The sequence below is a fragment of the Corynebacterium variabile genome (genome assembly GCF_006539825.1).
Taxonomy (GTDB): domain Bacteria; phylum Actinomycetota; class Actinomycetes; order Mycobacteriales; family Mycobacteriaceae; genus Corynebacterium; species Corynebacterium variabile.
In genome coordinates this window covers 133,778-159,160 of record NZ_BJNT01000004.1, presented here as the reverse complement: position 1 = coordinate 159,160, position 25,383 = coordinate 133,778, and the positions used below count along the sequence as shown (strand labels likewise).

The following is a 25,383-nucleotide window of genomic DNA, read 5'->3' as shown; positions in this document are numbered from 1 at the left end:
GATGGCCCCCATGACCGTCATCTATGACCCGACCAAGCCGGAGCGCAACCGCCCCGCTCCCCTGCCGGATGCCGAGGCGTCCGCCCGCCTCGCGGCGCTGGCGGACCAGGCCCGCGCCGACATGGCGCTCATCGGCCACAACCACGACTGGGTCCCCGCCCCGGCCGAGGGGGCGTACAACGTCCTCGTCCTCGGTGCCGGCCAGGCCGGTCTGGGCTCCGCCTTCGCCCTGTCGCGCCACCGCATCGGTGCGGTGAAGGTCATCGAGGGTGGCCCGGCCCACGAGGTCGGCTGCTGGACCCGCTACGCCCGCATGCACACGCTGCGCAGCCCGAAGAACATGAAGGGTATCGAGCTCGACATCCCGTCGCTGCACACCGAGCGCTGGTTCGAGGCGAAGTACGGCAAGGAGGCGTGGGATGCCACCGACCTGGTCCCCCGTGAGGACTGGAACGAGTACCTCACCTGGTACCGCGACGTCACCGGTGCGGACGTGGACTTCAACACCACCGTCACCGCCGTCCACAAGCCGGACGCGTCAGGCTACTTCACCGTCGTCGCCACCCGCGACGGTGAGCGGGTCGAGTACCGGGCCCGGCGCGTCATCTTCTCCCTCGGGCTCAAGGGTGGTGGCGGAACCTTCCTGCCGCCGCTGGTCGAGAACCTGCCGGAGCATCTGCGCTTCCACACCGAGGACGACATCGACTTCAATGCCCTGGCCGGTAAGCGCGTCCTCGTGCTCGGCGGCGGTGCCTCCGGCTTCGACAACGCCTCCACGGCGCTGGAGGCCGGTGCCGCGTCGGTGGAGATGCACGTGCGCCGTTCCGACATCCCGCGCCAGAACTCGCTGCGCTGGATGGAATTCCCCGGCATGCAGGAGCACTTCTACGATCTGACCGACGAGCAGAAGTGGGAATTCTCCCTGTTCAACGGTGGTCTGCCGCAGCCGCCGACGCAGGCGTCCGTGTGGCGTGCCTTCTGCCACGGCAACTTCTCCATGCTCACCGACACCCGCTGGGCGGACGCGACCGTGCGCACCACCGACGGTGTCGAGGAGGTCGTCGTCACCGACGACAAGGGTGTCGAGCACGTCGGCGACGTGGTCATCTCCGCCACCGGGTACGCCGTGGACCTGGGTCTGCGTCCGGAGCTGGAGGAGTTCCTCGACGACATCGCCCTGTGGTCCGACGAATTCGGCCCGGCCGAGGGGCACCCGATGGGCGGCTGCCCCTACCTGGGCGACGGTTTCCAGTTCCAGGCGAAGGACGCAGCATCCGCCGAGGCGAAGGAGTACATCCCCCGCCTGGTGCACCTGTCCACCGGTGCCCGTGCCTCCCACGGTGTGGCCGGTAACCAGCTCTCCGGCATCTTCGCCGGTCTGACCCGTGTCGCTCAGCGGATCGCCACCGACATCACCAAGGAGAACTGGCCGACGTTCTTCCGTGAGTTCCGGGCCTTCGAGCACATCGAGATCACAGAGGCCGGCCCGCACCGCGAGGGCGAGGCCTGGTACCCGGACGGCCCGCGTTACTGAACCTCGGTGCCCCCTTTCCCCTCTGTCCGCAGCACGCAGCCTGAGGTCGTTCGCGAGAGGTCTGGAACGACCTCAGCCTGCGTAATGCCGACACTCCCGGACGGCCCGCGGTACTGATCGGGCCTGTCGCACTACCCCTCTGCGCCGACGCGGGCCTCCGCCTCGGCCGGGGCGTCATCTTCGTCGCCGGTGAGAAAGGCGTAACTGATGCCGGCGATCGCCGCACCGACCAGCGGGGCGAGGATGAACACCCACACCTGCGACAGTGCGTCCCCACCGGCGTACCAGGCCACGCCGAGTGAGCGGGCGGGGTTCACCGAGGTGTTGGAGACCGGGATCGAGATGAGGTGGATCAGGGTCAGCGTCAGGCCGATGGCCAGCGGCGCGAACCCGGCGGGGGCCTTCTTCGAGGTCACCCCGAGGATCACCCAGAGGAAGACCGCGGTGAGCACGACCTCGGCGACGATCACCTCAGCCAGGGAGTAGCTGTCCGGGGAGTGCTCGCCGTAGCCGTTGGTGGCGAAACCGGACTCGCTCGCACTGAAGCCGTCCTTGCCGTTGGCGATGACGAAGAGGACGCCACCAGCGACTGCACCGCCGACGACCTGGGCGATCCAGTAGGGGACGACCGCTGCCCACTCGACGCGCTTCGCGACAGCACAGCCGAGTTTGACGGCGGGGTTGAAGTGTCCGCCGGAGATGTGGCCGACCGCGTAGGCGCCGGTGACGACGGTGAGGCCGAAGGCCAGCGCGACACCGACGAAGCCGATGCCCATGTTGATGGTGCCGTCGGAGACGACCTTGGCGGCGAGGACTGCGGAACCGCAGCCGCCGAAGACGAGCCAGAAGGTGCCGAGGAACTCGGCCCAGAGGCGGTGGGTCATGGGAACGGGGGACATGGCGTCACTCCTGTGGTGGAAGTGAGTGATGTTACCTATGACACTCCGACCATCGCTGCCTTCGGCGCGGAACATAACCCCTCCAGCGCGAACACGACCCCTCTACCGGCAGGAAACACGGGTAACGACGCTTTCACTTTCACGGCACAGACCCGCAAAGACCGCTCCGTAGATTCAGTGGTGTCAGATACAAGACAGCGGCTCAGCCGGATCTGCATGGCGTCGGGATGACGGAGCGAAAGATCGTAGGGGAAACCGCGTGATATGGAAGGACCACCATGGTTCAGACCACCACGCCCACCGACATCGCCACCACCATCGCCACCGACAACTTCACCAACGCAGAGCTCGGACTCGAGACCCGCATGGGCGGCATCGGCACCGAGACCACCGACCGTTCCGTCCCGGTTATCGACCTCGACAACTGGGACCTCACGCCTGAGCAGTGGGACGCCAAGGCCGAGGAGTTCTGGCACGCCGCGACCACCATCGGCTTCTTCCAGCTGAAGAACTTCGGCATCACCAGGACCGAGATCGAGGACGCCTTCGCGACCTCCGCGCGCTTCTTCGCCCTGCCGAAGGATACCCTGGAGACCGTCGCCAAGCCGAAGGGCAGGAACGTCGGCTTCGAGTACAAGTCCCAGATCCGCCCCTCGACCGGCACCCCGGACGAGAAGGAGAGCTACCAGATCACCCGCCCGCTCATGGACGGCCTGTGGATCGACGAGGACGCCAACCCCTCCATCGCCGGTTTCCAGGAAGACTCCCTCGCCTTCGAGGCGAAGTGTCACGAGGTCGCCATGCGCGTCCTGGAGTTCTTCGCCGTGAAGCTCGGCTTCGAGAAGGACTACTTCCGCAAGGTCCACAACCCTGCCTCCGACCTGCACCAGTGCACCCTGCGGATGATCCACTACATGGCGATGGACGCCAAGGACAACGTCGCCGACCCGAACGGAAACCCGGTCTGGCGGGCCGGAGCGCACACCGACTTCAACCTGCTCACCCTGCTGTTCCAGACCGACGGCCAGTCCGGCCTCCAGGTCATGCCGGGTGCGGACGCCGGTCAGGACGTCCAGGCCTGGACCCCGGTCCCCGCCTTCACCGACGTGCTGACCTGCAACATCGGCGACATGCTCATGCGCTGGTCCGATGACCGGCTGAAGTCGAACTTCCACCGGGTGAAGGCCGCCGACATCGGCGTCGACATCCCCGAGCGCTACTCCATGCCCTACTTCGCCCAGGCCGACCGCGACGCCGTCATCGCCGGTCCCGAAGGCAAGTACGAGCCCATGACCGCCGGCGAGTACCTCGACATGCGCATCCAGGCGAACTTCGGCAAGGCCGAGTCCACGACGTAGGGCATCCGCCCGTTCCCCACCCCACGTCCGCATCACGCACTGTGAGGTCGGTTCACCCCACCCTGAACCGACCTCACAGTGCGTGATGCCGACATGCCTTCCCACCCGCTCAAGCGTTGACCCGCTCAGGAGCATCGCCCTGGCGGTGGCACTGGGCCTGCTGTCGAAGCTCTCCACCGGGATCTGGTCGAACTTCCCCTCCTGGACGCAGACGCTGCTGTCCGACGGAGTGGTCCTCGCCGCCCTCGCCGCCTTCTTCCTCAACCTGCTGTTCAACCACACAGGTATCGCGGAGAAGGCCCGGACCGCCCGCAACGAGACCCGGCCCACCCCTGGATCCCTGTTCCTCTGACCGCGCCGTCCCTGTACTCTGACCAGTACATATCACTCCCAGGCAAGGTACATGGTGGACGTCATGAAGTTCCTCACCCGGTTCGCGGTCTCTCTGGCGTCCTCCGCCGTGGCGATCCTGCTCTGCGCGCTGTTCATCGACAGGTTCACGCTGTCGTTCGGTGGCATCGTTGTCGCGGTGATCGTCTTCACGGTCGCCCAACTGGTGCTCGCACCTGTGGTCACGAAGCTGGTCGGCCGCTACGCCGAAGGATTCGTCGGCGGCGCCGGCCTGGTCTCCACCCTTCTGGCCCTGTGGATCGCCACACTGCCGTCCGGTGGTCTCGTGATCCACGGTGCCGGCACCTGGGTAGTCGCCACCGTCCTCATGTGGGCCCTCACCGCCGCCACGACCCTCATCATCGCCGCGGTGCTCAGGAAGCGGTCACAGACTCCCGCTGCGTGACAGCAGCGGGATGATCTGCTCCAGCTTCTCCTCGCCCTCGTCACCGGTCCAGCCGACAGGTTCGAGGATCTTCGCCCAGGCCCGGGGAATCTCCGAGATATAGGTGTGCCCGTGCCCGTCCGGCACATCCGTCGACACGGCCATATCCGCACTGACCTGCAGGAACGTGATCAGCGGAATCCACTGCGTCGAATCGAGCACATCGGGTCCCCGTGATTCGCTGAGCCAGTCCGGCCGGTTGAAGATCAGGTCCGGCGACCACCAGGTGATCGGGTCGGACGCGTGCTGCAGGTACACCACCCGGGGTTCGTTCCACTCCGAGTCCAGCTCTTCCAGGTCGGAGGCCTCGGCCGCGAACCGCAGATGCTCACCGTTGTCGTACACCGGGAGCCGCTCGGGGGAACCGGCGTCCCGCTGGTCGGTGGCTTCCCGCCACAGGTCGTTGTTGAACGTCGGCCCGACGAACAGTGCCCCGTCGGTCCGGGCGGTGAGCGTCGGGATCGTCCCGAACGCCGCCTCCGCACCGAAGGACCCCAGGGACTCCCCGAAGACCACGATCTTCGGACGCCGGTTCTCCGGCAGCTCCCGGATCTTCGCGTCCACCGCCTCGAAGAGGTACACCCCGGCCTGCCGGGCACGCTCACTGTCCACCAGGAAGGACAGCCAGCTGGGCAGGTAGGAGTACTGCATCGACACGGTGGCGATATTGCCGTTGTACATGTACTCCAGCGAATCGACCGTGGCCTGGTTGATCCAGCCGGAGCCGGTGGCCGAACCGACGGCGATGATCTCACGTCCCAGTCCACCGGCGCGGACCAGTTCCTCGGCGGCGAGTGCGGCATTGGCCCGCAGGTCGTCCCCGGAACCGAGTCCGACGAAGGAGCGGATCGGTTCGACAGCACGGGAGCCGTTGACCTCCTCCAGCTGCTCGGTGGACGGCCCGTGGGAGACGAATGTGCGTCCTTCCCGACCCAGGGACTCCCAGCTCACCAGGGATTCCGGACCGCCGGAGCGCCATTCGGAGGTGGGTTGCACGGACGTCTCGCTGGTCTGGTCGTTGGCCGCGGCGAAGGACGCGTTGAGGAACTGCATCGAGTATTTCGCGACCACACCGTTGGCGAGGAACACCGTGAGCGCGATCACCACGGCGATCGAGGCGACCCGGGCGATCCGCGGCGGGACCAGCAGGCCCAGCCATGTGTAGAGGGTCCGGACCAACGTGCCCCAGCCCTGGCCGAGCAGCACCAGCACCAGGAAGACCAGTGCGGCCACGACCACGGTCACCGGGAAGACGGTCCAGGCCAGAGGGGATTCACCGACGAGATCACGGACCTCGTTCTGCCACTCGCGGAACTTCCACAACCCGGCGACGAACCCGACCAGGGCGACCACGCCCAGCGGTGCCCACCACCGCCAGGAGAGGGTACGGCCCCGCCATTCGGAGAAGTCGCGGGAGAACATGTAGCGGACCGCCCAGGACAGGAAGACGCCGATCATGTAGCCGCACGCCGCCGACGCACCGCTCACCGCCCCCTGGAACAGCGGCCCGCGGGGCAGCAGGGAGGGGGTCATCGACAGCATGAGCAGCACCACGGCGACAACTGCCCCCGTGTAGCTCAGTCGCAGGCGGTAGGTCGTCATCCGACCGAGCCTGGTTTCCGGGGTTTCCGGGGTCTCGGTGCGAGTGTCCGCGCCAGTCTCCGCGCCGGTCTCGGCAGGTTCCGCTGCCGGTGTCCCGGCGGGTACCTCAGAGGGCCCTGTACCGTTCGTCGAGGCCAAAGGTCTGCTCCCATCGGGTCAGTGGGTCTTCCCCGTCTCCAGTCCGGAGATGGTCGCGGGAAACTAACAGGTCACGGTACATCATCGTCTGCCGCAACCCCGACACCAGCATCGGTGATTCGCGCAGCCCGTCCCAGCCCGCGGACCATGTCAGCGCGGAGGCCAGCCGCCACACGCTGATCTCCGGGTTCCAGTCGAGGATGCGCCGCACCTCCCACGCGCGTCTGAGGACATGCTCGGCGGTCTCCCGACGTCGCGCCGCCAGCCCGGAGAAGACGTATCCGTGACCGGGGATGACCAGCAGATCATCGAACTCGGAGATCCGGTCGAGGGACTCCAGGTACTGCACCACCGGGTTGCCGCCGAGCTGGCCGACGCCCAGTCCGATCCCCGGGTGGATCTCCGGGAGGATCATGTCAGCGGCGAGGAAGATCCCGGCGTCCGCGTTGACCAGGCACATGTGACCTGGGGTATGACCGGGGGTGATGACCGCCCGGGCCCCGAGGTCGTCGTCGAGGCCGTGGTCGGCGAGGAGGTCGCCGTCGGCGAGCCGGATGTCCGGGTGGCGTCGGGGGATGAAGCCCGGGACGCGGGGATTGTTCATGTGCTCCACGGCGGCGTCGAGGACGCCGGCCGGTGCCCCGAATGCGTCGGGCCAGGGGGCGTAGGGGTCGTCGGCGTCGCCGGTGCGGGACTTCTCCACACTGCGCCACTCCTGCTCGCCGACGATGAACCTGGCACGGGTGGCGTCCAGCAGGCAGGACGCCGCGGCGACGTGGTCCGGGTGAGCGTGGGTGACGATCACCTGGGAGATCTGTTCGAGGCGGCGTCCCCGGTCACGGAGAAAACTGTCGAGGTCGCGGAGGAACTCGCCCTCCTGTTTCCTGCCGGTCCAGCCCGGGTCGATGACGGTGACGCCGCCCTCCCCCAGGTGAATGGTGGAGAAGACGGCCGCCATGACGCCGGAACCCGGCATCGCCACCGGACGCACCCAGGTCTCGGTGCCGTGGCCACCGTTGCCCGGGCCTCCGGCGACGCGCACCGGAGCGGGGGGACGGCTGTTCTTCGCGGCGGTGTACTGCGGCTTCGCGAAGGGGGTCACCTGGGACGCGACCGGGGAACTGGACATGGGTTCAACGTACCGGGTGGCGTGACCCCGCGCTGACGGTGACCCTCATCACGGTCGCCGCAGTTCCCTGCCCCGTCCTGCACCGGTCACTAGTATTGCCCCATGAGCGATTCTCCGTCCGGATCTCGGGCACCGCGGCGTGGCCGACCCCCGACTGGCACCTTCCCGGTCCTGCTCGCGGATGTCGGGTGATCCGGTGAAGATCCACCACCTCAACTGCGGCAGCATGCGTCCCTGGGGCGTGTCGGACGGCCTGGTCTGCCATGTCCTGCTCATCGAGGCCCCCGCCGGACTCGTTCTCGTCGACACCGGACTCGGACTGCGCTACGGCACAGAACCCGGCCGGATGTTCGGGCCGTCACGCTTCTACGTGCGACCGGTCTTCACCGAATCCGAGGCCGCGATCCGGCAGGTCCGCGCCCTGGGTTTCGACCCCCGGGATGTCCATGACATCGTGCTCACACATGTCGATGCCGACCACGTCGGCGGAATCTCGGATTTTCCGTGGGCACGGATCCATCTGACCGGGGACGAGGCACATGCCGCTCTCGCACCACGGACGCTGGTCGAGCGGGCGCGCTACCTCCCCGCCCCACGCGACCGGCAACCTGACCTGGTGCGCCACGACCCGCGCTCGGGAGACAGGTGGCGCGGATTCACCTCCGCCACCGAGCTGAGCGACATCGCCGACGGGATCGTCCTGGTCGCACTGCCCGGACACAGCCGCGGTCACGCGGCCGTGGCGGTCGACGCCGGCGACCGATGGGTCCTGCACAGCGGCGATTCCTTCTACCACCGCGGTCAGATCGACGGTGGTGGTGGCGCCCCGCTGAGCCTGACCGCGATGGAACGGCTGATGGCCTACGACTGGCCACAAGTCCGGGACAACCACGCCCGGCTCCGGGAGCTGTGGGCGCAACAGGATCCGGACCTTCTCATCGTCAACGCCCATGACCCCGCCCTGCTGGCAGCTGCCAGGGCGGGGGCCTGACTACCCGACGGCCACCATCGCCCCCGACGCGTCCAACCCGGCCCCGGTCAGTACCGCGTCAGTACCGCGTCAGCACCGCGTCAGTACCGCTCGGGCTCTTCGCCGAGGTTGAACTTCCGGCCGGAGAGGCCGTCCTCGTTCGGGGTGATCACCACGTAGTTGTACTTCAGCGTCGGCAGCCAGGGCTTCAGCGGCGCTTCATCGGCCGCGTGGATCTCGGTCGTGTCCTTGAGGATGCGTGCGGTGCCCTTGACGATGACGGACCAGGCTTCGCCGGTGTCCTCGGAGGTCTGCTCGACATTGTCGACCTCGAACAGGACATCATCGTTGAGGTTGAGGCTGAACAGTTTGGTGCCCTCGGCGGTGCGGAAGAGGATCTTTCCGTCATGCACGATGTAGTTCAGCGGGAAGAGATCGATGTCGTTCTTCCGGTGGACGACGAGACGGCCGAAGGTCTTGGTCGCCAGGAGGTCCAGGGACTGCTCGTCGGTGAGGTGGGTGACGGGAGAGTGGTTGTCGGTCATGCCCCCATTGTCCCACCCCGCCACCCTCCCCTCCCCCGGATGTGGGGACCAGCGGGGGCAGTAGGACGCCGGTACCGGGGGTGACATGTCTGGAATTTCACGACGAGGGCAGCCGCAGAAGCCACATCGGATCCACTTCGACAGTCACCGACCTGTTCGCCTGACATTTCAGACTCAAACCCTTAGTATCACCGGTAGCAAGAAGTGAACAGTGACTCACAGCACCTCCTACCCACAGACGGGAACACATCACAATGCTCGGACAGATGATGGACCAGCCGCTGCTCATCAGCAGCATCGCGCGCCACGCGGACCGGCGGTTCGCCGACCAGGAGATCGTCTCCTTCACGGTCGACAACCCGCGCCACCGCTACACCTACCGGGACGCCTTCTCACGCGCCCGGAAGCTGGCTAACGCCCTGGCACGTCACGGTGTGGAGCAGGGTGACCGTATCGGCACCATGGCCTGGAACGACTACCGCCACTTCGAGCTCTACTACGGTGTCTCCGGCTCGGGTCTGGTGTGCCACACCATCAACCCGCGCCTGTTCGAGGACCAGCTCGTCTTCATTATCAACGATGCCTCAGACAAGTTCCTCTTCCTCGACCCGATGTTCGTCGGCACCGTCGAGGCACTGCTCCCCCGCCTGGACAATGCACCGCAGCTCGTCATCCTCACCGATGACGGGCACATGCCGGAGACTTCCTTCGATGCCGTGAGCTACGAAGCCTTCATCGCCGACGAGTCCGACGACTACGACTGGCCGCTGTTCGACGAGAACACGGCATCCGCCCTGTGCTACACCTCCGGTACCACCGGCAACCCCAAGGGCGTCCTCTACAGCCACCGTTCCACGGTGCTGCACAGCTTCGGTGTCTCCCTCCCGGACGTCTTCGACCTCTCCGCCAAGGAGGTCGCCATGCCGATCGTCCCGATGTTCCACGTCAACGCCTGGGGCATCCCCTACGCCACCGCGCTGACCGGCACGAAGCTGGTCTTCCCCGGACCGAAGATGGGCGATCCTGCCGTCCTGCAGGAGCTCATCGAGGAGGAGGGCGTCACCAGCTCCGCCGGCGTGCCGACCGTCTGGCAGGGCCTCATCGCCTACCTGGACGCCACCGGAAAGCGCATCGACTCCGTGAAGACCCTCGTCGGCGGCGGTTCGGCGGTGCCCTACTCCCTCATGGTGGCCTATGAGGAGCGCTACGGTGTCGACCTCGTCCACGCCTGGGGCATGAGCGAGACCAGCCCGCTGGGCTCGATGTTCCACACCTCGCCCGCCCTGGAGAAGCTGCCCGAGGAGGAGCGGCAGAAGGCACGCGCCAGCCAGGGTGCCCCGCCCTTCGGTGTGGAGCTGCGCATCGTCGACGACGAGGGCGGCGTCCTCCCCCAGGACGGCGAGGCGGTCGGCGCCCTGCAGATCCGTGGTCCCTGGATCGCGTCGTCCTACTTCAGCGCCGACGGCCCGGGCACGGTCGGTGCGGACGCCTTCACCGCCGACGGCTGGTTCGACACCGGTGACGTGGCGTCCATCTCCCCGCTGGGCTACATGCACATCGAGGACCGGGCGAAGGACCTCATCAAATCCGGTGGTGAGTGGATCAGCTCCATCGAACTGGAGAACACCGCCGTGGGCCATCCCACGGTCAAGCAGGCTGCGGTCATCGCCATGCCGGACGAGAAGTGGCAGGAGCGGCCGCTGCTGGTCGTGGTGCCCGAAGAGGGAGCGACGATCGACGCCGCGGAGCTGCTCGGCTTCTTCAACGGCCAGGTCGCCAAGTGGTGGATCCCGGACGCGGTCGCCGTCACCGACGCGATCCCCCTGACCGCCACCGGCAAGATCAGCAAGCTGGACCTGCGCAAGCAGCTGGACGCCGGGAAGCTCACGGTCCAGTCGCCGGCGACGGCGTAACCGGCGATCCTGCTACGCTCGCTCCCTGACACGGGGTGCCGTCCGATCCGGGCGGCTGAGATCACACCCGTTGAACCTGAACCAGTTCGTACTGGCGGAGGGATTGTCAGGGTTTACGCGCGTCTGTGCACGTTCAGGCACGCATGCCCGAAGGTCCTTACCGCTTGTGACCGAAAGGCATGAGCATGAACCTCACCGATCAGACCGTCCTCGTCACCGGGGGCGCCCGCGGCCTCGGCCGGGCACTCACCGACGCCTTCCTCCGCGAAGGCGCGACAGTGATCGTCAACTACCACTCCAGCGGGGATACCGCGGCGTCCCTCATGACGGAGAACCCCGGACGCCTCCTCGCCGTGCAGGCGGACGTCCGCGACCGGGAGCAGGTCGACGCCCTGTTCGCCGCGGTCGGGGACGCCGGCCTCGGACCCGTCACCACGGTCGTCAACAATGCGCTGGTCGACTTCTCCTTCAATGGGGACGCCCGTCCCAAGGCTTCCGACATCGCCTGGAGCAGCTTCCAGCAGCAGTTCGAGGGGGCGGTGGGCGGTGCGGTGAACGTCATCCAGGCCGCGCTGCCCAACTTCCGGGAGATCGGCAGCGGACGCGTGGTGAACATCGGCACGAACCTCTTCCAGAACCCCGTCGTCCCCTACCACGACTACACCGCCGCCAAGGCCGCGCTTCTGTCGCTGACCAGGACCTTCGCCGATGATCTCGGACCGGAGAACATCACCGTGAACATGATCTCCGGTGGCCTGCTGCGCACCACGGACGCCTCCGCCGCCACGCCGGAGGTCGTCTTCGACGGCATCGCCGCCGGAACCCCGTTGCGTGAGGTCACCACTCCGGAGCAGTTCGCGGACACGGCCCTGTTCTTCGCGTCCCCGTGGGCCCGCGCGGTCACCGGCCAGAACCTCGTCGTCGACGGTGGCCTGGTGAAGAACTGATGCACCTCAATCTCTTCGCCCACGGCTGCGGGCACCATTCCGCCGCCTGGCGGGCACCGGGCTCCGCCGTCGACCGGCTCGGCGACGTGACCTGGTGGGAGGACCTGGCCCGGACCGCGGAACGGGGGCGCTTCGACGCCGTCTTCCTCGCCGACGGCCAGTCGTTGAGCCCGACCCCGGGACCGTCCTGGTTCCTCGAACCCGTCACCGCGCTGACCGCCCTGGCCCGGGCGACCACGAGAATCGGCCTGGTCAGCACCATCTCCTCGACATTCTGGGATCCCTTCCACACCGCCCGGCTCAGCGCGAGCCTGGACCATATCTCCGGTGGCCGCGCCGGAATCAACGTGGTGACCTCCATGACGGACGCCGAGGCCCGCAACCACGGGATGGACCGGCTGCCCGACCACGAGGAACGCTATGCCCGCGCCGCCGAGTTCATCGGTGCCGTGACCGCCCTGTGGGAGTCCTGGCCGGCCGGGTCACCGCCGACCGCGGCTGTCCCGGTGGACCATCACGGACATTTCTTCGACGTCGACGGGCCGCTGAACATCCCCGCCACCCCCCAGGGCCACCCGGTGCTCTTTCAGGCCGGGGCGTCCGAGCCGGGTCGTGACCTTGCCGCCCGGTACGCCGAAGGTGTCTACGCCGTGGCGTGGGACCTCGGATCCGCCCGCGACTACCGCATGGACCTGCGACGGCGCGCCGCCGAGTACGGTCGCGACCCGGATAACCTGGTGATCATGCCGGGTCTGGTGACCTTCGTCGGGGCCACCGAGGAGGAGGCCAGGGCGAAGCAGCGGGAGCTCAACGAACTGCTGCCGGTGGCGGACTCCCTCCGTCAGCTGTCCTTCTTCGTCGGCCGGGACACCTCCGGATGGGCACTCGATGAACCGGTGCCTGACCTTCCGCCGTTGGCGGAGTTCACCGGTCCGGCGGGACGCTACGCCACGATCCTGCGGATTCTCGCGTCCTCCCCGGACGGTCGTCCGACCGTCCGTGACCTGCTGGGTTACCTCGCCGCCGGTGGCGGCCACGCGACCTTCGTCGGCACTCCGGAGCAGATCGCCGACGAGATGGAGCGGTGGGTCGTCAATGGTGCGGCCGACGGATTCAACCTCATGCCGCCCACCCTGCCCGGCGGGCTCGATGATGTGGTGGACCTGGTCGTCCCGGTCCTGCAGGAGCGCGGCCTGTTCCGCCGGGAGTACACGGCGGACACGCTGCGAGGGCATCTGACGTCCCGATGTCGGCATCACGCAGCCTGAAGCTGGTCAGCCCCCTGCTCCAACGACCTCAGACTGCGTGATGCGGACATGCGTGCAAGGAAGACCCGCCTACCGCCGCGAGGACAGCACCCGCTCCGACTCACGCGCCGTGTCCGAGGCGTTGAGCTCCAGGGACCGCGACCCGGCGAGCTTGCGGGCCACATGCTCGCCCACGGTCAACGGCTCGTAGCGGGCGGGGTGCGAGTCGTCGACCATGCCCGGCAGCGGACCGACGACGGCGTCCACGTTCCCGTCGTGGAAGAACGCCGCCGACCGACGGCGCAGGATCGTGCCGTCCACCACCGGCGGCTTCACCCTGTGCAGCGTCGACTTCCACTGGTCATTGGTCAGCCGGGCGGTGACATCACCCAGGTTGACCAGCAGCGCACCCGGCTCGGGCAGCACATCGTTCCACGACCCGTCCGAGCCCAGCACCTGCAGCCCGGCGACCCGGTCGGCCCAGAGCACGGTGACGATGCCGTAGTCGGTGTGCTCGCCCATCCCGTTGAGCTCACCGTCGAGCTCCACGGTCACCCCTGGCTCCAGGGCGTAGTTGATGGTGCGCAGCACGTCGATGGAGTGGTCGGACAGGGATCCGATGGTGCCGCGGGGCTGGCCCAGGGCGTCCTCGAAGATGTCGACGAGAGTCTCGGCCACTCCCTGGGCAGCGCCGAACCACGCCTCCAGTTGCGACCGGAAGCCGGCCATCCCCTCGGCACCGGCACCGGTCTCGGCGGGCCACACGTTCTCCGGGTAGTCCGCGGCCGGCAGGTCGAGTTCCGGGAAGTCGGACGCCTGCACACCGATGTTGAAGGCCTCGAAGAAGTCGTTCATCCCGGTCGCGGACTCCACGCCCAGCGACAACGACAGCCGCTCGGACTTCGGGGCCGAGTACCCGCGGTTCACGCTCGGCGGCGTGGTGACCTCCTTCTTCACCTCGAGGTCTCGCAGGAAGAAGGCGTCCAGCGCCGAGGCCAGGCCGTCCCACACCTGCGGGTCGATGCCGTGCCCGGTGAGCTGGATGAAGCCGACCTCGCGGGCGGCGGCGTCCACCGCGGCGGCGACCTCGGCCTTCTCGGCGTCGGTGCCGCCGGTGGCGTAGGCGGTGATGTCGATGACGGGGACGTGGAAGTCAGTCATGTCAGGTCCTTTCAGGATCGTTGAGCGAGAAGAGAGTTCAGCTCGGCGGCGAGTCCGTGGGCATCCGCGGTGAGCAGTTCACCGTCGCGCACCACCCATTCCCCGGCGACCATCACGTCGCGCGGTCTGCGTCCCGGGCTGGCCCACAGCAGGCCCGCGGGCCAGTCGTGGACGCCGGCGTCGGCGACCCCGGAGCAGTCCCAGACGCACAGGTCGGCAGGGGTTCCGGCATCGAGGACGCCCAGTTCCGGACGCCCCAGACCCGCGGCGGACCCGGCGGTCGCCATGCCCAGCGCCTCCTCGGCGGTGAGGACGCGCCCGGTCAGTCCGGAGACCTGCACCGCCAGCCGGGCGTCGGCGAGCAGGTGCCCGCCGTCGTTCGAGCCGCCGCCGGAGGTGCCCAGACCGACGGTCACCCCGCGGTCCAGCAGGTCACCGACCGGGGAGATGCCCCAGCCCATCGGCACATCGCAGCCCGGCGCGTGGGTCACGGTCACCCCGGAGGACGCCACGACCTCGAGCTCGGCCTCCGAGATCCCGCACAGGTGGGCCAGGGTCACGCCGGGCTCCAGCCAGCCCCAGTCTGCCAGCAGGTCCAGCGGCCGGCACCCGTACTTCTCTGCGGCACGTTCGACGTCGACCTGTTCATTGGACTGCGTGCGGCGCAGCAGCCCCAGTTCCCTGGCCACGTCGCGCAGGGCGGCGAAGGTCTCGGGCCCGTCGGTGTGGGCGCCGGAGGGGCCGACGGCGAGCTGCAGCATGCCGCGTCCCACCGGGTCCCCGTCCATCCCGGCGAAGGCGGAGTGGATGGCACGGACCGAGTCGACGACGGCGTCGGCGTCCTCCCCGGTGGTGCCGCGCACGAAGCAGAGCCTGGCACCGAGAGCGTCGGCTGCACCTGCCGTAGCCACGGCGAGATCCACCGGTGGAACCCCGTCCGGCCAGGTCAGATGGTGGTCGGCGACGGTCGTCACCCCGCACAGCAGAGACTCCGCCACGCCGACGGAGGCCGCCGCGGCACCGAGTTCCGGGGCGACGGCGTAGTCGCGGTAGGCCTGCCCCATCACCGACAGCCACCCGGCCATCCGCACACCGCGGGTGCCGGGCAGCGTCCGGAACGCGGACTGCAGCAGGTGGTGGTGGGCGTTGACCAGGCCCGGGGTGACGATGCAGCCGGAGACGTCGACGATCTCGGCGTCCGTGGGCAGGACGGTGGTGATCGTCCCGTCGACGACGGCGACATCGGATGACGTCCCCACCGAGGTCAGGGCGCCGCGCAGGACGGTGCTCACAGGTCCAGCACCAGCCGTCCGGAGAAGCACCGGGAGACGCACACCATCATCGACTCGTTCTCGGCGCGCTCCTCGGGGGTCAGCACCGCGTCGCGGTGGTCGACCTCCCCGGAGACGACCTCGACCTCGCAGGTCCCGCACATCCCCTCCCGGCAGGAGGACGCCACGAGCCGGCCGTGGTCCTCGAGAACGGACAGCACCGAGGCGTCCGAGGGCACGGTGAAGGTCTCCCCGGAGGACGCCAGGGAGACGTCGAACGAGGTGGTCTCCCCCGAGGTGTCCGGGGCGGTGAACTGTTCGGTGAAGACGTCCACCGCCGGTTGGTCGGCGACCACGGCGGCGACGTCGTCGGCCAGGGTGCCGGGCCCGCAGACGTAGACGGCGGTGCCGCGGGGCAGGTCAGCCAGCTCGGCGGCGAGGTCGACGCGTCCTCCGGAGGAGCCGTGGAAGCTCACCGCGCCCCCGAAGGTGGAGCGCAGTTCCGGCAGGTAGGGCATGGCGTCGGTGGTGCGGGCGAGGCAGAGCATGCGCCAGGGGCGGTCGGAGCGGGCGACCTGCGCGGCCAGCGCGATCATCGGAGTGACGCCGATGCCGCCGGCGACGAAGACGTAGTTCAGTGCGCGGGTCAGCGGGAAGTGGTTGCGCGGCTCCCCGACCTGCAGTGGTGTACCGACGGTGGCGAGCTCGTGGAGTGCTGTCGAACCGCCGCGTGAGTCCGCGGCGCGGTCCACGGCGATGGTGTAGCCGGAGCGGTCGGCGGGGTCGGAGCACAGCGAGTACTGGCGCACCAGCGCTTCCCCTGCTCCACCGCCGGGGACGGTGACGTCCAGGTGGGCGCCGGGCGTCCATCCGGGGAGGACGCCGGGGGCGGCTGGTTCGAGACGGAACTCGTCGACGCGGGCTGTGAGCGGGCGTCGGGCGGTCACGGTGACTGTGACGGTTGACGGAGCGGACACAGCGGACACAGGAGCGGACATGGATTCACCTTCGCAGAGATCGGTGCCACCCCAGCCCGGCGCGTACACGTCACACCGTAGCACTGTCCCGCCGACATGGCACCACATCACTGCAGGTCAGAGGATATGCAACACGGGAGAAACACGACCGCACCCTTATACTCCGACACACCCGAAGTGTCACCGCAGTGAACAGAACCCGAAACAGACGGGAAACACGGTCTCCGTAGATTCACCTCCTGCATGACGAACCACGCGGTGCACGACCGTTGTCCGGTTCCTGAACGTCTCCGCCCCAGCCCGGCGCAGACGACGGACACAAGAGAGCACTCCTGCACACCGCCGACTGTCATGGTCGATCTTCTCCCGGTCGCCGTCCGGCGTCCGGTACCAGCGACCAGTGCAACCGGCGATGTGACGCTTCCGTTGACCACGGGACGCGCACCGCCGACGGCTGCACCGGTCACCCCCAAGACCCGGTAGAGGAGGGTCCGATGAGTGTCATTCCCGGAGCACAGCTCCACGGCATCGCCGGCGTGCACCTGTACGGTGCCCCGGCCGGACGACTGGTGGACATCACCGTCGACGGCACGACCGTCGCCGGGGTCCTCCCCCACGATCCCGCCCGTGTACCCGCGGCAACGTCCGACGAGAACTGGCTGGACCTGCACGGGTACACCGTGTTCCCGGCCGCCGCCGACCCGCACGCCCACCTGGACAAGGCACTGAGCCATGACCTCGTGAACCCGCCCGCCGGCGACCTCGACGGTGCCATCGCCTCCTGGGTGAAGGCCGCCGACGGATTCACCGAGGAGGACATCCTCGACCGGGCCCGGCGCGCCGCCTGGCTGATGCTCGCCCAGGGCACCACCGCGGTGCGCACCCACGTGGATGTCTACCCGTCCGATGACTCCTCCCTCTCCTCCGCCGCCTTCCGCGGCATCCGGGCCCTGACCCGGCTCCAGGAGGAACTGGCGGGCCTGATGACCCTCCAGATCGTCGCCCTGGTGCCCGCCCACACCCCGGACGACCAGGTCACCGCCCTGACCGGTGGTGCACTGGACGCCGGAGCGGACCTCGTCGGCGGTGCCCCGCACCTTGCCGGGGACCCGCTGGCCCAGACCGATGCCCTGCTGGATGTCGCCGAGGCCCGTGGCGTGGGCTGTGACCTGCACACCGACGAGTTCCTCGCCGGTTCTTCCGGTGACCGCGCACTGACCGTCCACCGCTATGCCGGGCGTGTCATCGGCTGGCCCGCCGACCGGATCCGCGGCGCCGGCCACTGCTGCCGACTGTCCCAGATGGACGCGTCGGAACTGGCGGACACTGCGTCCTCCCTGAAGGACGCCGGGATCCACGTCATCGCCCTGCCGGCGACGAACCTGTACCTCCAGGGCGGCGACGGAACGCAGGGGCTGCATGAGCGTGGCATCGCCCCGCTCACCGCGCTGCGCGACCACGGAGTCGCCGTCGCCGCCGGTGGTGACAACATCCGTGACCCCTTCAACCCGACCGGTCGCGGTGATCCACTCGAGACCGCGTCCCTGCTGGTCACCGCCGCACACCAGACCCCGGAGCAGGCCATCGACCTGGTCACGGTCGACGCGCGCACCGCCCTGGGGCTGCCACCGGCAGGCCCCGTGCCCGGACAGACCGCCGACCTGCTGTGCATCCGCGCCCCGGACACCCCGGGGCACCCCACCGCAGCCACGTTCCTCGCCGCGGCACCGGCCGACCGCACCGTCATCTCGGGCGGACGCCTCGCCGCACAGACCACCCTGACCACCCATCTCCCCGACCTCCGGCCGGTCGGCTGAGCTTCCCGTTCCTCAGAGCAGCCCGGCCTCCGACCCCGCATCCACCGCGAAAAAAGGAGAACACCCGTGAGTACCCCGAGTACCCCACTCGTCAGCTTCGCCGACACCGGCATGACCTTCGACGGCGGCACGACCGCCCTGACCGGCGTGTCCGTCGACGTGCGCCCCGGTGAGTTCATCAGCGTCGTCGGCCCGTCGGGCTGCGGCAAGTCCACCCTGTTGCGCCTGGCCTCCGGCCTGGAGACCGCCACCGACGGCGTGATGACCACCTCCACCGACCGGATCGCCTACGTCTTCCAGGATGCCACCCTCCTGCCCTGGCGCTCGGTGAAGGACAATGTCCTGCTCCTCGGCGAACTCGACCACCTGCCCAAGGCCGAGCAGGAGAAGCGCTGCACCGAGGCACTGGAGACCGTCGGGCTCACCGGTTTCGAGGACCACCTGCCCCACCAGCTCTCCGGCGGCATGAAGATGCGCGTCTCCCTGGCGCGCGCCCTGACCATCGAGCCGGAACTGTTCCTCTTCGACGAGCCCTTCGCCGCGCTCGACGAGATCACCCGTGAACGCCTCGGTGTGGAACTCACCCAGCTCTTCGCGGAGAAGGGCTTCGGCGGGCTGTTCATCACCCACTCGGTGAGCGAGGCGGTATTCATCTCCACGCAGGTCGCGGTGATGTCCGGCCGCCCCGGCACCATCGTCGACGTCGTCGACGTACCCTTCGACTTCCCCCGCAGCCCCGAGCTGCGCTTCACCCCGGAGTTCACCGCGATCGCCGAACGGGTCTCCACCTCCCTGATGGCGGCCCACTCATGACGACCACCGCACCCACCTCCACCGCACAGACCACGTCCAAGGAGGACGCCGTGTCCGTCCCCACCGCCGCCGCCGCGACCGCCGCACCGGTCGGCTCCACACCCGCTACCGGCCGGCCGACGCGGAAGGTCAACATCCCCTACGCCTCGGTCCTGCTGCCGCTGGCCGTCCTCGCCGTCGTCGTCGCCGTCTGGTACCTGGTCAGCTACGTCTTCCTCGACGAATCCCGCCGCTTCCTCATGCCGCCGCCCGACCAGGTCGTCACCGAGGGACTGTTCGGTCCGAACGCCGGCGAGATGTGGCAGGCCCTGTGGCAGACCACGAAGATCGCGATGACCGGCCTGCTCATCGCCGCGGTCATCGGCATCGTCTGGGCGATCGTCATGGCCCAGTCGAAACGCGCCGAGACCGCCCTGTTCCCCTACGCCGTCTTCCTCCAGTGCATCCCGGTGCTGGCCCTCGTCCCGCTCATCGGTTTCTGGTTCGGCTTCGGCTTCTCCGCCCGCGTCTTCGTCTGCGTCCTCATCGCCCTGTTCCCCATGGTCTCGAACACGCTCTTCGGCCTGCAGTCCGTCGACCCGGGCATGCGCGACCTCTTCGCACTGCACAAGCCCTCCCGGCTGACCGTCCTGCGCAAGCTCGAGATGCCCGCGGCGATGCCCTCGATCTTCGTCGGCCTGCGTACCTCCGGTGGCCTCGCGGTCGTCGGCGCGATCGTCGGTGACTTCTTCTTCAAGCAGGGGACGCCGGGCATCGGCGTCCTGCTGGACAACTACCGCTCCCGGCTGCAGTCCCCGGACCTGTTCGCCGCGATCATCCTGGCGTCCCTCCTCGGCGTCGTCGTCTTCCTCGTCTTCGGCCTGATCGGCAACCGCGTCGTCGGCCGCTGGTACGGCAAGTAGACCCTGTCCCACCCCCTCTGACCTCTCAGGAGCTCCCCATGAAGTACACCGTCCGTACCCTCGCCGCGGCCACCCTCGCCGCCGGCACCGCCGTCTCCCTCGCCGCCTGTGGTGGCGACGACAGCACCTCCGCCGCGTCCTCCTACGACGGCGAGATCGGATCGACCGACCTGTCGGCCGTCTGCCCGTCCACCGTCACCGTCCAGACCGACTGGTTCCCCGAAGCCGAGCACGGCCACCTCTACCAGCAGCTCAACTACGGCGGCGAGGGCAAGGACGCCGTCACCATCGACGCGGACAAGAAGACCGTGTCCGGCCCGCTGTTCGACGGCGACAACGGCTACACCGGTGTCGACCTGGAGATCCGTTCCGGCGGCCCGGCGATCGGCAACCAGTCCGTCACCTCGCAGATGTACCAGGACCAGGACATCCTCCTCGGTTACGTCGACACCGACCAGTCCATCCAGCAGTCGGACGCCATGCCCACCGTCGGCGTCATGACCACGCTGGAGAAGTCGCCGCAGATGATCATGTGGGACCCGGAGACCTACCCGGACGTGCACTCCATCGCCGACCTCAAGGACACCGGCGCGACCGTGCTGACCTTCGCCGACATGTCCTACATCAAGTACCTCACCGGCGCCGGGATCCTCGACGAGTCGCAGATCGACGAATCCTACGACGGCGCCCCGGCCACCTTCGTCGCCGCCGGTGGCGGGAAGGCCCAGCAGGGCTACTCCTCCTCGGAGCCGTACAACTACGAGAACACCATCGACGGCTGGAAGAAGCCGGTCGACTACCAGCTCATCCACGATGCCGGCTTCCCGACCTACAAGTCCTCGCTGGCCGTGCGCTCGGATGCCAAGGACGACAACGCCGACTGCCTCAAGGAGCTCATCCCGGTCCTGCAGCGCGGCACGAAGTCCTACATGGAGGATCCGACGGCGGCCAACGACCTCATCGTCAAGTCCGTCGCCGACTTCAACTCCGGCTGGGTCTACGACCAGGCGAACGCCGACTACGGCGTGTCCAAGATGCGTGACGAGGGCCTGGTCGCCGACGGCGCCGACGGCACCCTCGGTTCCTTCGAGGACGGTCGCCTGGACAAGCTCGTCGACATCCTGAGCCCCATCTTCGCCAAGCAGAACACCCCGGTGAAGGACGGCATCGCCATGGACGAGATCGCCACCAACGAGTTCCTCGACCCGTCGATCTCCCTGGGGTGACACCGTGAAAAACAGAACCCGCACCGTCGCCGCCGGCGTCCTGACCACCGCCGTCGTCAGCGTCCTCGCCGCCTGTGGTGGCGGCGACAGCACCTCCGCCGCGTCCTCCTATGACGGCGACATCGGCGCCACCGACCTGTCGGCCGTGTGCCCTTCGACCGTCACCGTCCAGACCGACTGGTTCCCCGAGGCCGAGCACGGCCCGTTGTACGACCTGCTCGACCCTGCCGGGGACGGGAAGGACGCCCTGGACATCAACGCGGACAACAAGGTCGTCTCCGGCCCACTGTTCGACGGCGACAACGGGTTCACCGGCGTGGACCTGGAGATCCGCTCCGGTGGTCCGGCAATCGGCAACCAGACGGTGACCTCGCAGATGTACCAGGACCAGGACATCATGCTGGGCTACGTCGACACCGACGAGTCGCTCCAGCAGTCGGACTCGATGCCGACCGTGGGTGTCATGGCGACGATGGAGAAATCCCCTCAGATGATCATGTGGGACCCGGAGACCTACCCGGATGTCAAGGAGATCAAGGACCTCAAGGAGAAGGACGCCACCGTCCTCGTCTTCCCTGACCGCCCCTACGTCCGCTACCTCACGGGTGCGGGCATCCTCGACGAGTCCCAGATCGACGAGAGCTTCGACGGCGCCCCGGCGAACTTCGTCGCCGCCGGCGGGGCGAAGGCCCAGCAGGGCTTCTCCTCCGCGGAGCCGTACAACTACGAGAACACCATCGACGGCTGGAAGAAGCCCGTCGACTACCAGCTGGTGCATGACGCCGGATTCCCGACGTACAAGTCCACCCTCGCGGTCCGCTCGGACGCGAAGGACGACAACGCCGGCTGCCTCAAGGAACTGATCCCGGTCCTGCAGCGCGGCACGAAGTCCTACATGGAGAACCCGGACGCCGCCAACGACCTCATTGTCCAGGCGGTCTCCGACTTCAACGCCGGCTGGATCTATGACGCCGACAACGCCGTCTACGGTCACGAGACCATGCGCGACGAGGGGCTCGTCGCCAACGGCTCCGACGGCACCCTCGGGTCCTTCGACGCCGACCGGTTGCAGGAGGTCACCGACATCGTCACCCCGATCTTCGCCGAGCAGAACACCCCGGTGAAGGACGGCATCGCCCTGGACGAGATCGCCACCAACGAGTTCCTCGACCCGGAAGTGTCGCTGTGAGCCAGGCAATACGCGAGGGCGTGAAGGTCAGCACCGACGTCGGCCATCTCTTCGCCGTCGCCGGCGATGACGGACGCCCCGACTTCTCGCCCGCGGACGTCGACGCCCTGGTCGACGACCTCATCGCGGTCCTCGGGCCCCGTGGGGTCTCCCAACTGCCGCGGTCGGTCGACCGGGCGTCCCGCGACGGATCGGGCATGTCCCCGGTGATCACCGCGCAGCTGGACGCCGGGGAACTCAGCGTCCCCGACGTGGTCTGCTATCCGCGCTCCGTCGACGAGGTCCCGGAGATCATGCGTGCCGCGGTGCGTCACGGCGTCCCGGTGACCACCCGCGGCAAGGGCACCGGCAACTACGGGCAGGTGCTGCCCCGGTTCGGTGGTCTCGTGCTGGACATGACCTCGCTGACCACCATCCACGGTGTGGATCCGGACGCCGGCACGATCACCGCGGACGCCGGGGCGAAGATGCTCTCGCTGGAAAGCTACGCCCAGGAGCACGGCCAGCAGCTGTGGATGTACCCCTCGACGGTGCAGTCCACGCTCGGCGGTTTCCTCGGTGGCGGCTCCGCCGGCACCGGCACCATCGTCCACGGCCGCAACCACGAGGGTTTCGTCACCGCCGTCGACATCGTCCCCGCGACCGCCGATGCCCGCATCATCCACCTCGAGGGTGAGGACGCCCAACCCTACGTGCACACCTACGGGGTGGCGGGCGTCATCGTCCGGGCGACGGTGAAGGTCGAACCGCTGGGTGACTGGCGGAACGTCTACGCGTCCTTCCCCGACCGGTCCTCGGCGTTCGCCGCGGCGACCGCGGTGATGCGGGCCCGGCTGCAGCCCCGGCTGATGTCCGCCGACGGTCCCGACATCGTCGCCGCGCTACCGGACGACGAGGCACTGGTGCCGGGACGCGGCAGTGTCCGCGGCATCCTCGACGCCTCGCGTCTGACGGAGTTCGAGACGATCGTCGCCGACCACGGTGGACGCATGGAGGCGTCCCGTACCGGGATCAACGCCTCGGTGAAGCTCTCGACCCTGTCCTACAACCACCCGACGTGGTGGCTGCAGAAGAAGGAGCCGGGCCGCTGGTTCCACATGGAGTGCCAGGGTACAGCCGTCGTCGACCGGTTCGAGGAGGTGCTGGACGTGTACTCGGTGCCTGACGGTGGCGGGAATGAGTTGCGCGCGAACTTCCACCTGGAGGTCGGCAACGACATGATGTTCGGCATGCTCAACGGGCCGGTCCTGCCCGGTGAGTCCATCGACACGGTGCGTGACCGGATCGCCGCCGGGGTACCGCAGCTGGAGGCGCTCGGTGTCTCCGTGCACTCCCCGCACCAGTGGTACATCGACCTGGAGCCTGACCGGGTGCGGCGACTGGCCGCGGACTTCGACCCGCACGGACTGCTCAACCCCGGGAGGTGGATGTGAGTACCGCGTCCCGCCGCTGGGCGGATCTGACGACGGCTGAGGTCGGCCGGGTGATTACCGCCGGGTCGTTGGCCGTGGTGCCGGTCGGCGCCGTGGAGCCCCACGGTCCGCACCTGCCGATGTCCACTGACCTGGTGATGGCCGAGGCCGTGGCGTCCGCGGTGGTGTCCCGTGCCGTGGACGCCGGGCATGACCTGTGGCTGCTGCCGGCACTGTCGGTGACCAAGTCCGATGAGCATGCTGCACTGCCCGGGACGCTGTGGCTGAAGGCCTCGACGTTGTTCGCGACGCTGGTGGACCTCGGTCGGTCATTGGCCGCTGCCGGGGTGCGCCGGGTGCTTTTCGTCAACGGGCACGGCGGCAACTCCGCACTGCTGGAGGTCGCCCTGCGGGAGCTGCGTCGACGCTTCGACCTGCGGACCTTCCTGGTCTCTTCGCCACCGACCCCGGGCGAGACGGAATGCGGCATGGGCATCCACGCCGGCTGGTCGGAGACCTCGATGATGCTGCATGTCGCACCGGAGCTGGTGGATATGGACGCCGCTGCTGAGCTGGGGCCTAAGGTGGCTTCCTCGGTCGCAGCCTGCGACCATGTCGGTTTCGGCAAGACGGTGAAGTTCGGCTGGCTGTCCACGGACTTCGATGCGTCCGGTGTGGTCGGTGATCCGACGGGTGCTTCGGCGTCGGCCGGTGAGCGGTTGTTCGAGGACTACGTCACCTCCGTGCTGGATGCGCTGCCCGAGGTCCTGACGTTCAATCCGGGGAATCTGTCATGAGAAGTAGCGTGGACATCATGGACCAGACCGCTGACCCCGCCGCCCTGTTCGACGCCTGGATGGTGGACTTCCGCGTCCTTATCGCCGAGGACGCCGGGCTGACCTGGCCGCCGACATCCGCGGACCTCTCCGAGGTGCCGCCGGTGCTCATGACGCTCGCCACGGTCGGCCCCGACGGTTATCCGCGGACCAGGAATGTCATGGTGAGCCGCACGGAGGAGGGACGCATCTTCTTCCACACCGACTCTCGCTCGGAGAAGGTGCGGCACATCGGGCCGAACTCGAAGGTCTCGCTCACCGTTCTCGCCGCGGACCGGTCGAAGCAGGTCACCGTGGTGGGTGATGCTGTCCGCTCGACACCGGACGAGGAGGCGGACGCCTTCGCCGACCGGTCCCGCTACCTGCAGCTGCTCGCCTGGCTCAGCGACAAGGATCTGGCGGAGAAGCCGGCGGAGGAACGCCACCGGGTGTGGGCGCAGTTCAATGCGGAGAACCCCGGACTGACCCCGCCGGAGACCTGGGCGGGCTTCGCCGTCGTTCCGCGGGAGTACCTGTTCTGGACCGCCGACAGTGACGGTCCCTCGCAGCGGGTGCACTATGTGCGCGCTGAGGGTTCCGCGGATGCCTGGACGACCGAGGTTCTCCCCGGCTGAACTGCCCCTGGAGCGCCCGTTGACTGCCAGGAAACCGGACAGAAACAC

The 25,383-nt window shown here is 68.3% G+C and carries 23 protein-coding genes and 1 riboswitch; of the genes, 16 read left to right on the top strand and 7 right to left on the bottom strand.

Annotation, left to right across the window (positions count from 1 at the left end):
* The first annotated feature begins 10 nt into the window (after positions 1-10).
* Positions 11-1,534 (top strand): NAD(P)-binding domain-containing protein, encoded by a 1,524-nt coding sequence (locus CVA01_RS02440; RefSeq protein ID WP_244938098.1) that lies wholly within the window; start codon positions 11-13, stop codon positions 1,532-1,534.
* 131 nt (positions 1,535-1,665) lie between these two features.
* On the opposite strand, the gene aqpZ is transcribed toward CVA01_RS02440, so the two are convergent.
* A complete protein-coding gene (gene aqpZ, locus CVA01_RS02435; RefSeq protein ID WP_141328352.1) occupies positions 1,666-2,433 on the bottom strand; it encodes an aquaporin Z in 768 nt (255 codons plus the stop codon).
* Positions 2,434-2,711: 278 nt separating this feature from the next.
* On the opposite strand from aqpZ, the gene CVA01_RS02430 reads away from it, so the two are divergent.
* The 3 genes from CVA01_RS02430 (at position 2,712) to CVA01_RS02420 (ending at position 4,587) form a co-directional block, all read left to right on the top strand.
* Complete coding sequence (locus CVA01_RS02430; protein ID WP_141328350.1) at positions 2,712-3,791, top strand: isopenicillin N synthase family dioxygenase; 1,080 nt, start codon at positions 2,712-2,714, stop codon at positions 3,789-3,791.
* An 85-nt stretch (positions 3,792-3,876) separates the two neighbouring features.
* Entirely contained in the window at positions 3,877-4,143 is a 267-nt protein-coding gene (locus CVA01_RS02425; RefSeq protein ID WP_174775591.1) for a hypothetical protein, read from the top strand.
* Positions 4,144-4,206: 63 nt separating this feature from the next.
* Positions 4,207-4,587, top strand: a complete 381-nt coding sequence (locus CVA01_RS02420) for a phage holin family protein (RefSeq protein ID WP_141328348.1) — start codon at positions 4,207-4,209, stop codon at positions 4,585-4,587.
* On the opposite strand, the gene CVA01_RS02415 is transcribed toward CVA01_RS02420, so the two are convergent.
* Both CVA01_RS02415 and CVA01_RS02410 read right to left on the bottom strand, forming a co-directional pair.
* Positions 4,567-6,366 (bottom strand): alpha/beta hydrolase, encoded by a 1,800-nt coding sequence (locus CVA01_RS02415; RefSeq protein ID WP_244938097.1) that lies wholly within the window; start codon positions 6,364-6,366, stop codon positions 4,567-4,569. The two genes, CVA01_RS02420 and CVA01_RS02415, sit on opposite strands and share 21 nt — an antisense overlap.
* Entirely contained in the window at positions 6,335-7,495 is a 1,161-nt protein-coding gene (locus CVA01_RS02410; RefSeq protein ID WP_141328344.1) for an MBL fold metallo-hydrolase, read from the bottom strand. The genes CVA01_RS02415 and CVA01_RS02410 overlap by 32 nt, the downstream gene beginning before the upstream one ends.
* Positions 7,496-7,691: 196 nt before the next feature.
* Between CVA01_RS02410 and CVA01_RS02405 the strand changes: the two genes are divergently transcribed.
* On the top strand, positions 7,692-8,486 hold the full coding sequence (locus CVA01_RS02405; RefSeq protein WP_141328577.1) for an MBL fold metallo-hydrolase: 795 nt from the start codon (positions 7,692-7,694) through the stop codon (positions 8,484-8,486).
* A gap of 80 nt (positions 8,487-8,566) precedes the next feature.
* Here the strand turns inward: CVA01_RS02405 and CVA01_RS02400 are convergent, their stop codons facing one another.
* Positions 8,567-9,010: a pyridoxamine 5'-phosphate oxidase family protein gene (locus tag CVA01_RS02400; protein ID WP_014011133.1), complete on the bottom strand. Its 444-nt coding sequence runs from the start codon at positions 9,008-9,010 to the stop codon at positions 8,567-8,569.
* 254 nt (positions 9,011-9,264) lie between these two features.
* On the opposite strand from CVA01_RS02400, the gene CVA01_RS02395 reads away from it, so the two are divergent.
* From CVA01_RS02395 to CVA01_RS02385, 3 genes are all read left to right on the top strand, one after another.
* Positions 9,265-10,923, top strand: coding sequence for a long-chain fatty acid--CoA ligase (locus tag CVA01_RS02395; protein WP_141328342.1), 1,659 nt, complete (start codon positions 9,265-9,267; stop codon positions 10,921-10,923).
* 21 nt (positions 10,924-10,944) lie between these two features.
* Positions 10,945-11,044: riboswitch (TPP riboswitch) on the top strand.
* A 58-nt stretch (positions 11,045-11,102) separates the two neighbouring features.
* On the top strand, positions 11,103-11,870 hold the full coding sequence (locus CVA01_RS02390) for a 3-oxoacyl-ACP reductase (protein ID WP_141328340.1): 768 nt from the start codon (positions 11,103-11,105) through the stop codon (positions 11,868-11,870).
* Positions 11,870-13,138 (top strand): LLM class flavin-dependent oxidoreductase, encoded by a 1,269-nt coding sequence (locus CVA01_RS02385; protein WP_141328337.1) that lies wholly within the window; start codon positions 11,870-11,872, stop codon positions 13,136-13,138. Before CVA01_RS02390 ends, CVA01_RS02385 begins: the two co-directional genes overlap by 1 nt.
* A 69-nt stretch (positions 13,139-13,207) precedes the next feature.
* On the opposite strand, the gene CVA01_RS02380 is transcribed toward CVA01_RS02385, so the two are convergent.
* Genes CVA01_RS02380 through CVA01_RS02370 form a run of 3 tightly spaced genes read right to left on the bottom strand, consistent with a single transcriptional unit; the run spans position 13,208 to position 16,547 of the window.
* Positions 13,208-14,278 carry an isopenicillin N synthase family dioxygenase gene (locus tag CVA01_RS02380; RefSeq protein WP_014011137.1) on the bottom strand — a complete coding sequence of 357 codons (1,071 nt, stop codon included), beginning with the start codon at positions 14,276-14,278 and terminating at the stop codon, positions 13,208-13,210.
* 11 nt (positions 14,279-14,289) lie between these two features.
* On the bottom strand, positions 14,290-15,570 hold the full coding sequence (locus CVA01_RS02375; RefSeq protein WP_244938096.1) for an amidohydrolase family protein: 1,281 nt from the start codon (positions 15,568-15,570) through the stop codon (positions 14,290-14,292).
* On the bottom strand, positions 15,567-16,547 hold the full coding sequence (locus tag CVA01_RS02370; protein WP_141328335.1) for a PDR/VanB family oxidoreductase: 981 nt from the start codon (positions 16,545-16,547) through the stop codon (positions 15,567-15,569). The genes CVA01_RS02375 and CVA01_RS02370 overlap by 4 nt, the downstream gene beginning before the upstream one ends.
* A gap of 473 nt (positions 16,548-17,020) precedes the next feature.
* On the opposite strand from CVA01_RS02370, the gene CVA01_RS02365 reads away from it, so the two are divergent.
* The 8 genes from CVA01_RS02365 (at position 17,021) to CVA01_RS02330 (ending at position 25,335) form a co-directional block, all read left to right on the top strand.
* Complete coding sequence (locus CVA01_RS02365; RefSeq protein ID WP_141328333.1) at positions 17,021-18,343, top strand: amidohydrolase family protein; 1,323 nt, start codon at positions 17,021-17,023, stop codon at positions 18,341-18,343.
* A 111-nt stretch (positions 18,344-18,454) separates the two neighbouring features.
* Entirely contained in the window at positions 18,455-19,156 is a 702-nt protein-coding gene (locus CVA01_RS02360) for an ABC transporter ATP-binding protein (RefSeq protein WP_052302631.1), read from the top strand.
* A complete protein-coding gene (locus CVA01_RS02355; RefSeq protein ID WP_141328331.1) occupies positions 19,153-20,058 on the top strand; it encodes an ABC transporter permease in 906 nt (301 codons plus the stop codon). Before CVA01_RS02360 ends, CVA01_RS02355 begins: the two co-directional genes overlap by 4 nt.
* A gap of 38 nt (positions 20,059-20,096) precedes the next feature.
* Positions 20,097-21,284 (top strand): ABC transporter substrate-binding protein, encoded by a 1,188-nt coding sequence (locus CVA01_RS02350; protein ID WP_141328329.1) that lies wholly within the window; start codon positions 20,097-20,099, stop codon positions 21,282-21,284.
* A 4-nt stretch (positions 21,285-21,288) separates the two neighbouring features.
* Complete coding sequence (locus tag CVA01_RS02345; RefSeq protein WP_141328326.1) at positions 21,289-22,473, top strand: ABC transporter substrate-binding protein; 1,185 nt, start codon at positions 21,289-21,291, stop codon at positions 22,471-22,473.
* On the top strand, positions 22,470-23,906 hold the full coding sequence (locus tag CVA01_RS02340) for an FAD-binding oxidoreductase (RefSeq protein WP_373862653.1): 1,437 nt from the start codon (positions 22,470-22,472) through the stop codon (positions 23,904-23,906). Before CVA01_RS02345 ends, CVA01_RS02340 begins: the two co-directional genes overlap by 4 nt.
* A complete protein-coding gene (locus CVA01_RS02335) occupies positions 23,903-24,682 on the top strand; it encodes a creatininase family protein (protein ID WP_041630208.1) in 780 nt (259 codons plus the stop codon). The genes CVA01_RS02340 and CVA01_RS02335 overlap by 4 nt, the downstream gene beginning before the upstream one ends.
* A 17-nt stretch (positions 24,683-24,699) precedes the next feature.
* The gene (locus CVA01_RS02330; protein WP_158307508.1) at positions 24,700-25,335 is read left to right on the top strand and encodes a pyridoxamine 5'-phosphate oxidase family protein; all 636 of its coding nucleotides are present in this window, start codon (positions 24,700-24,702) and stop codon (positions 25,333-25,335) included.
* The last annotated feature ends 48 nt before the right edge of the window (positions 25,336-25,383 follow it).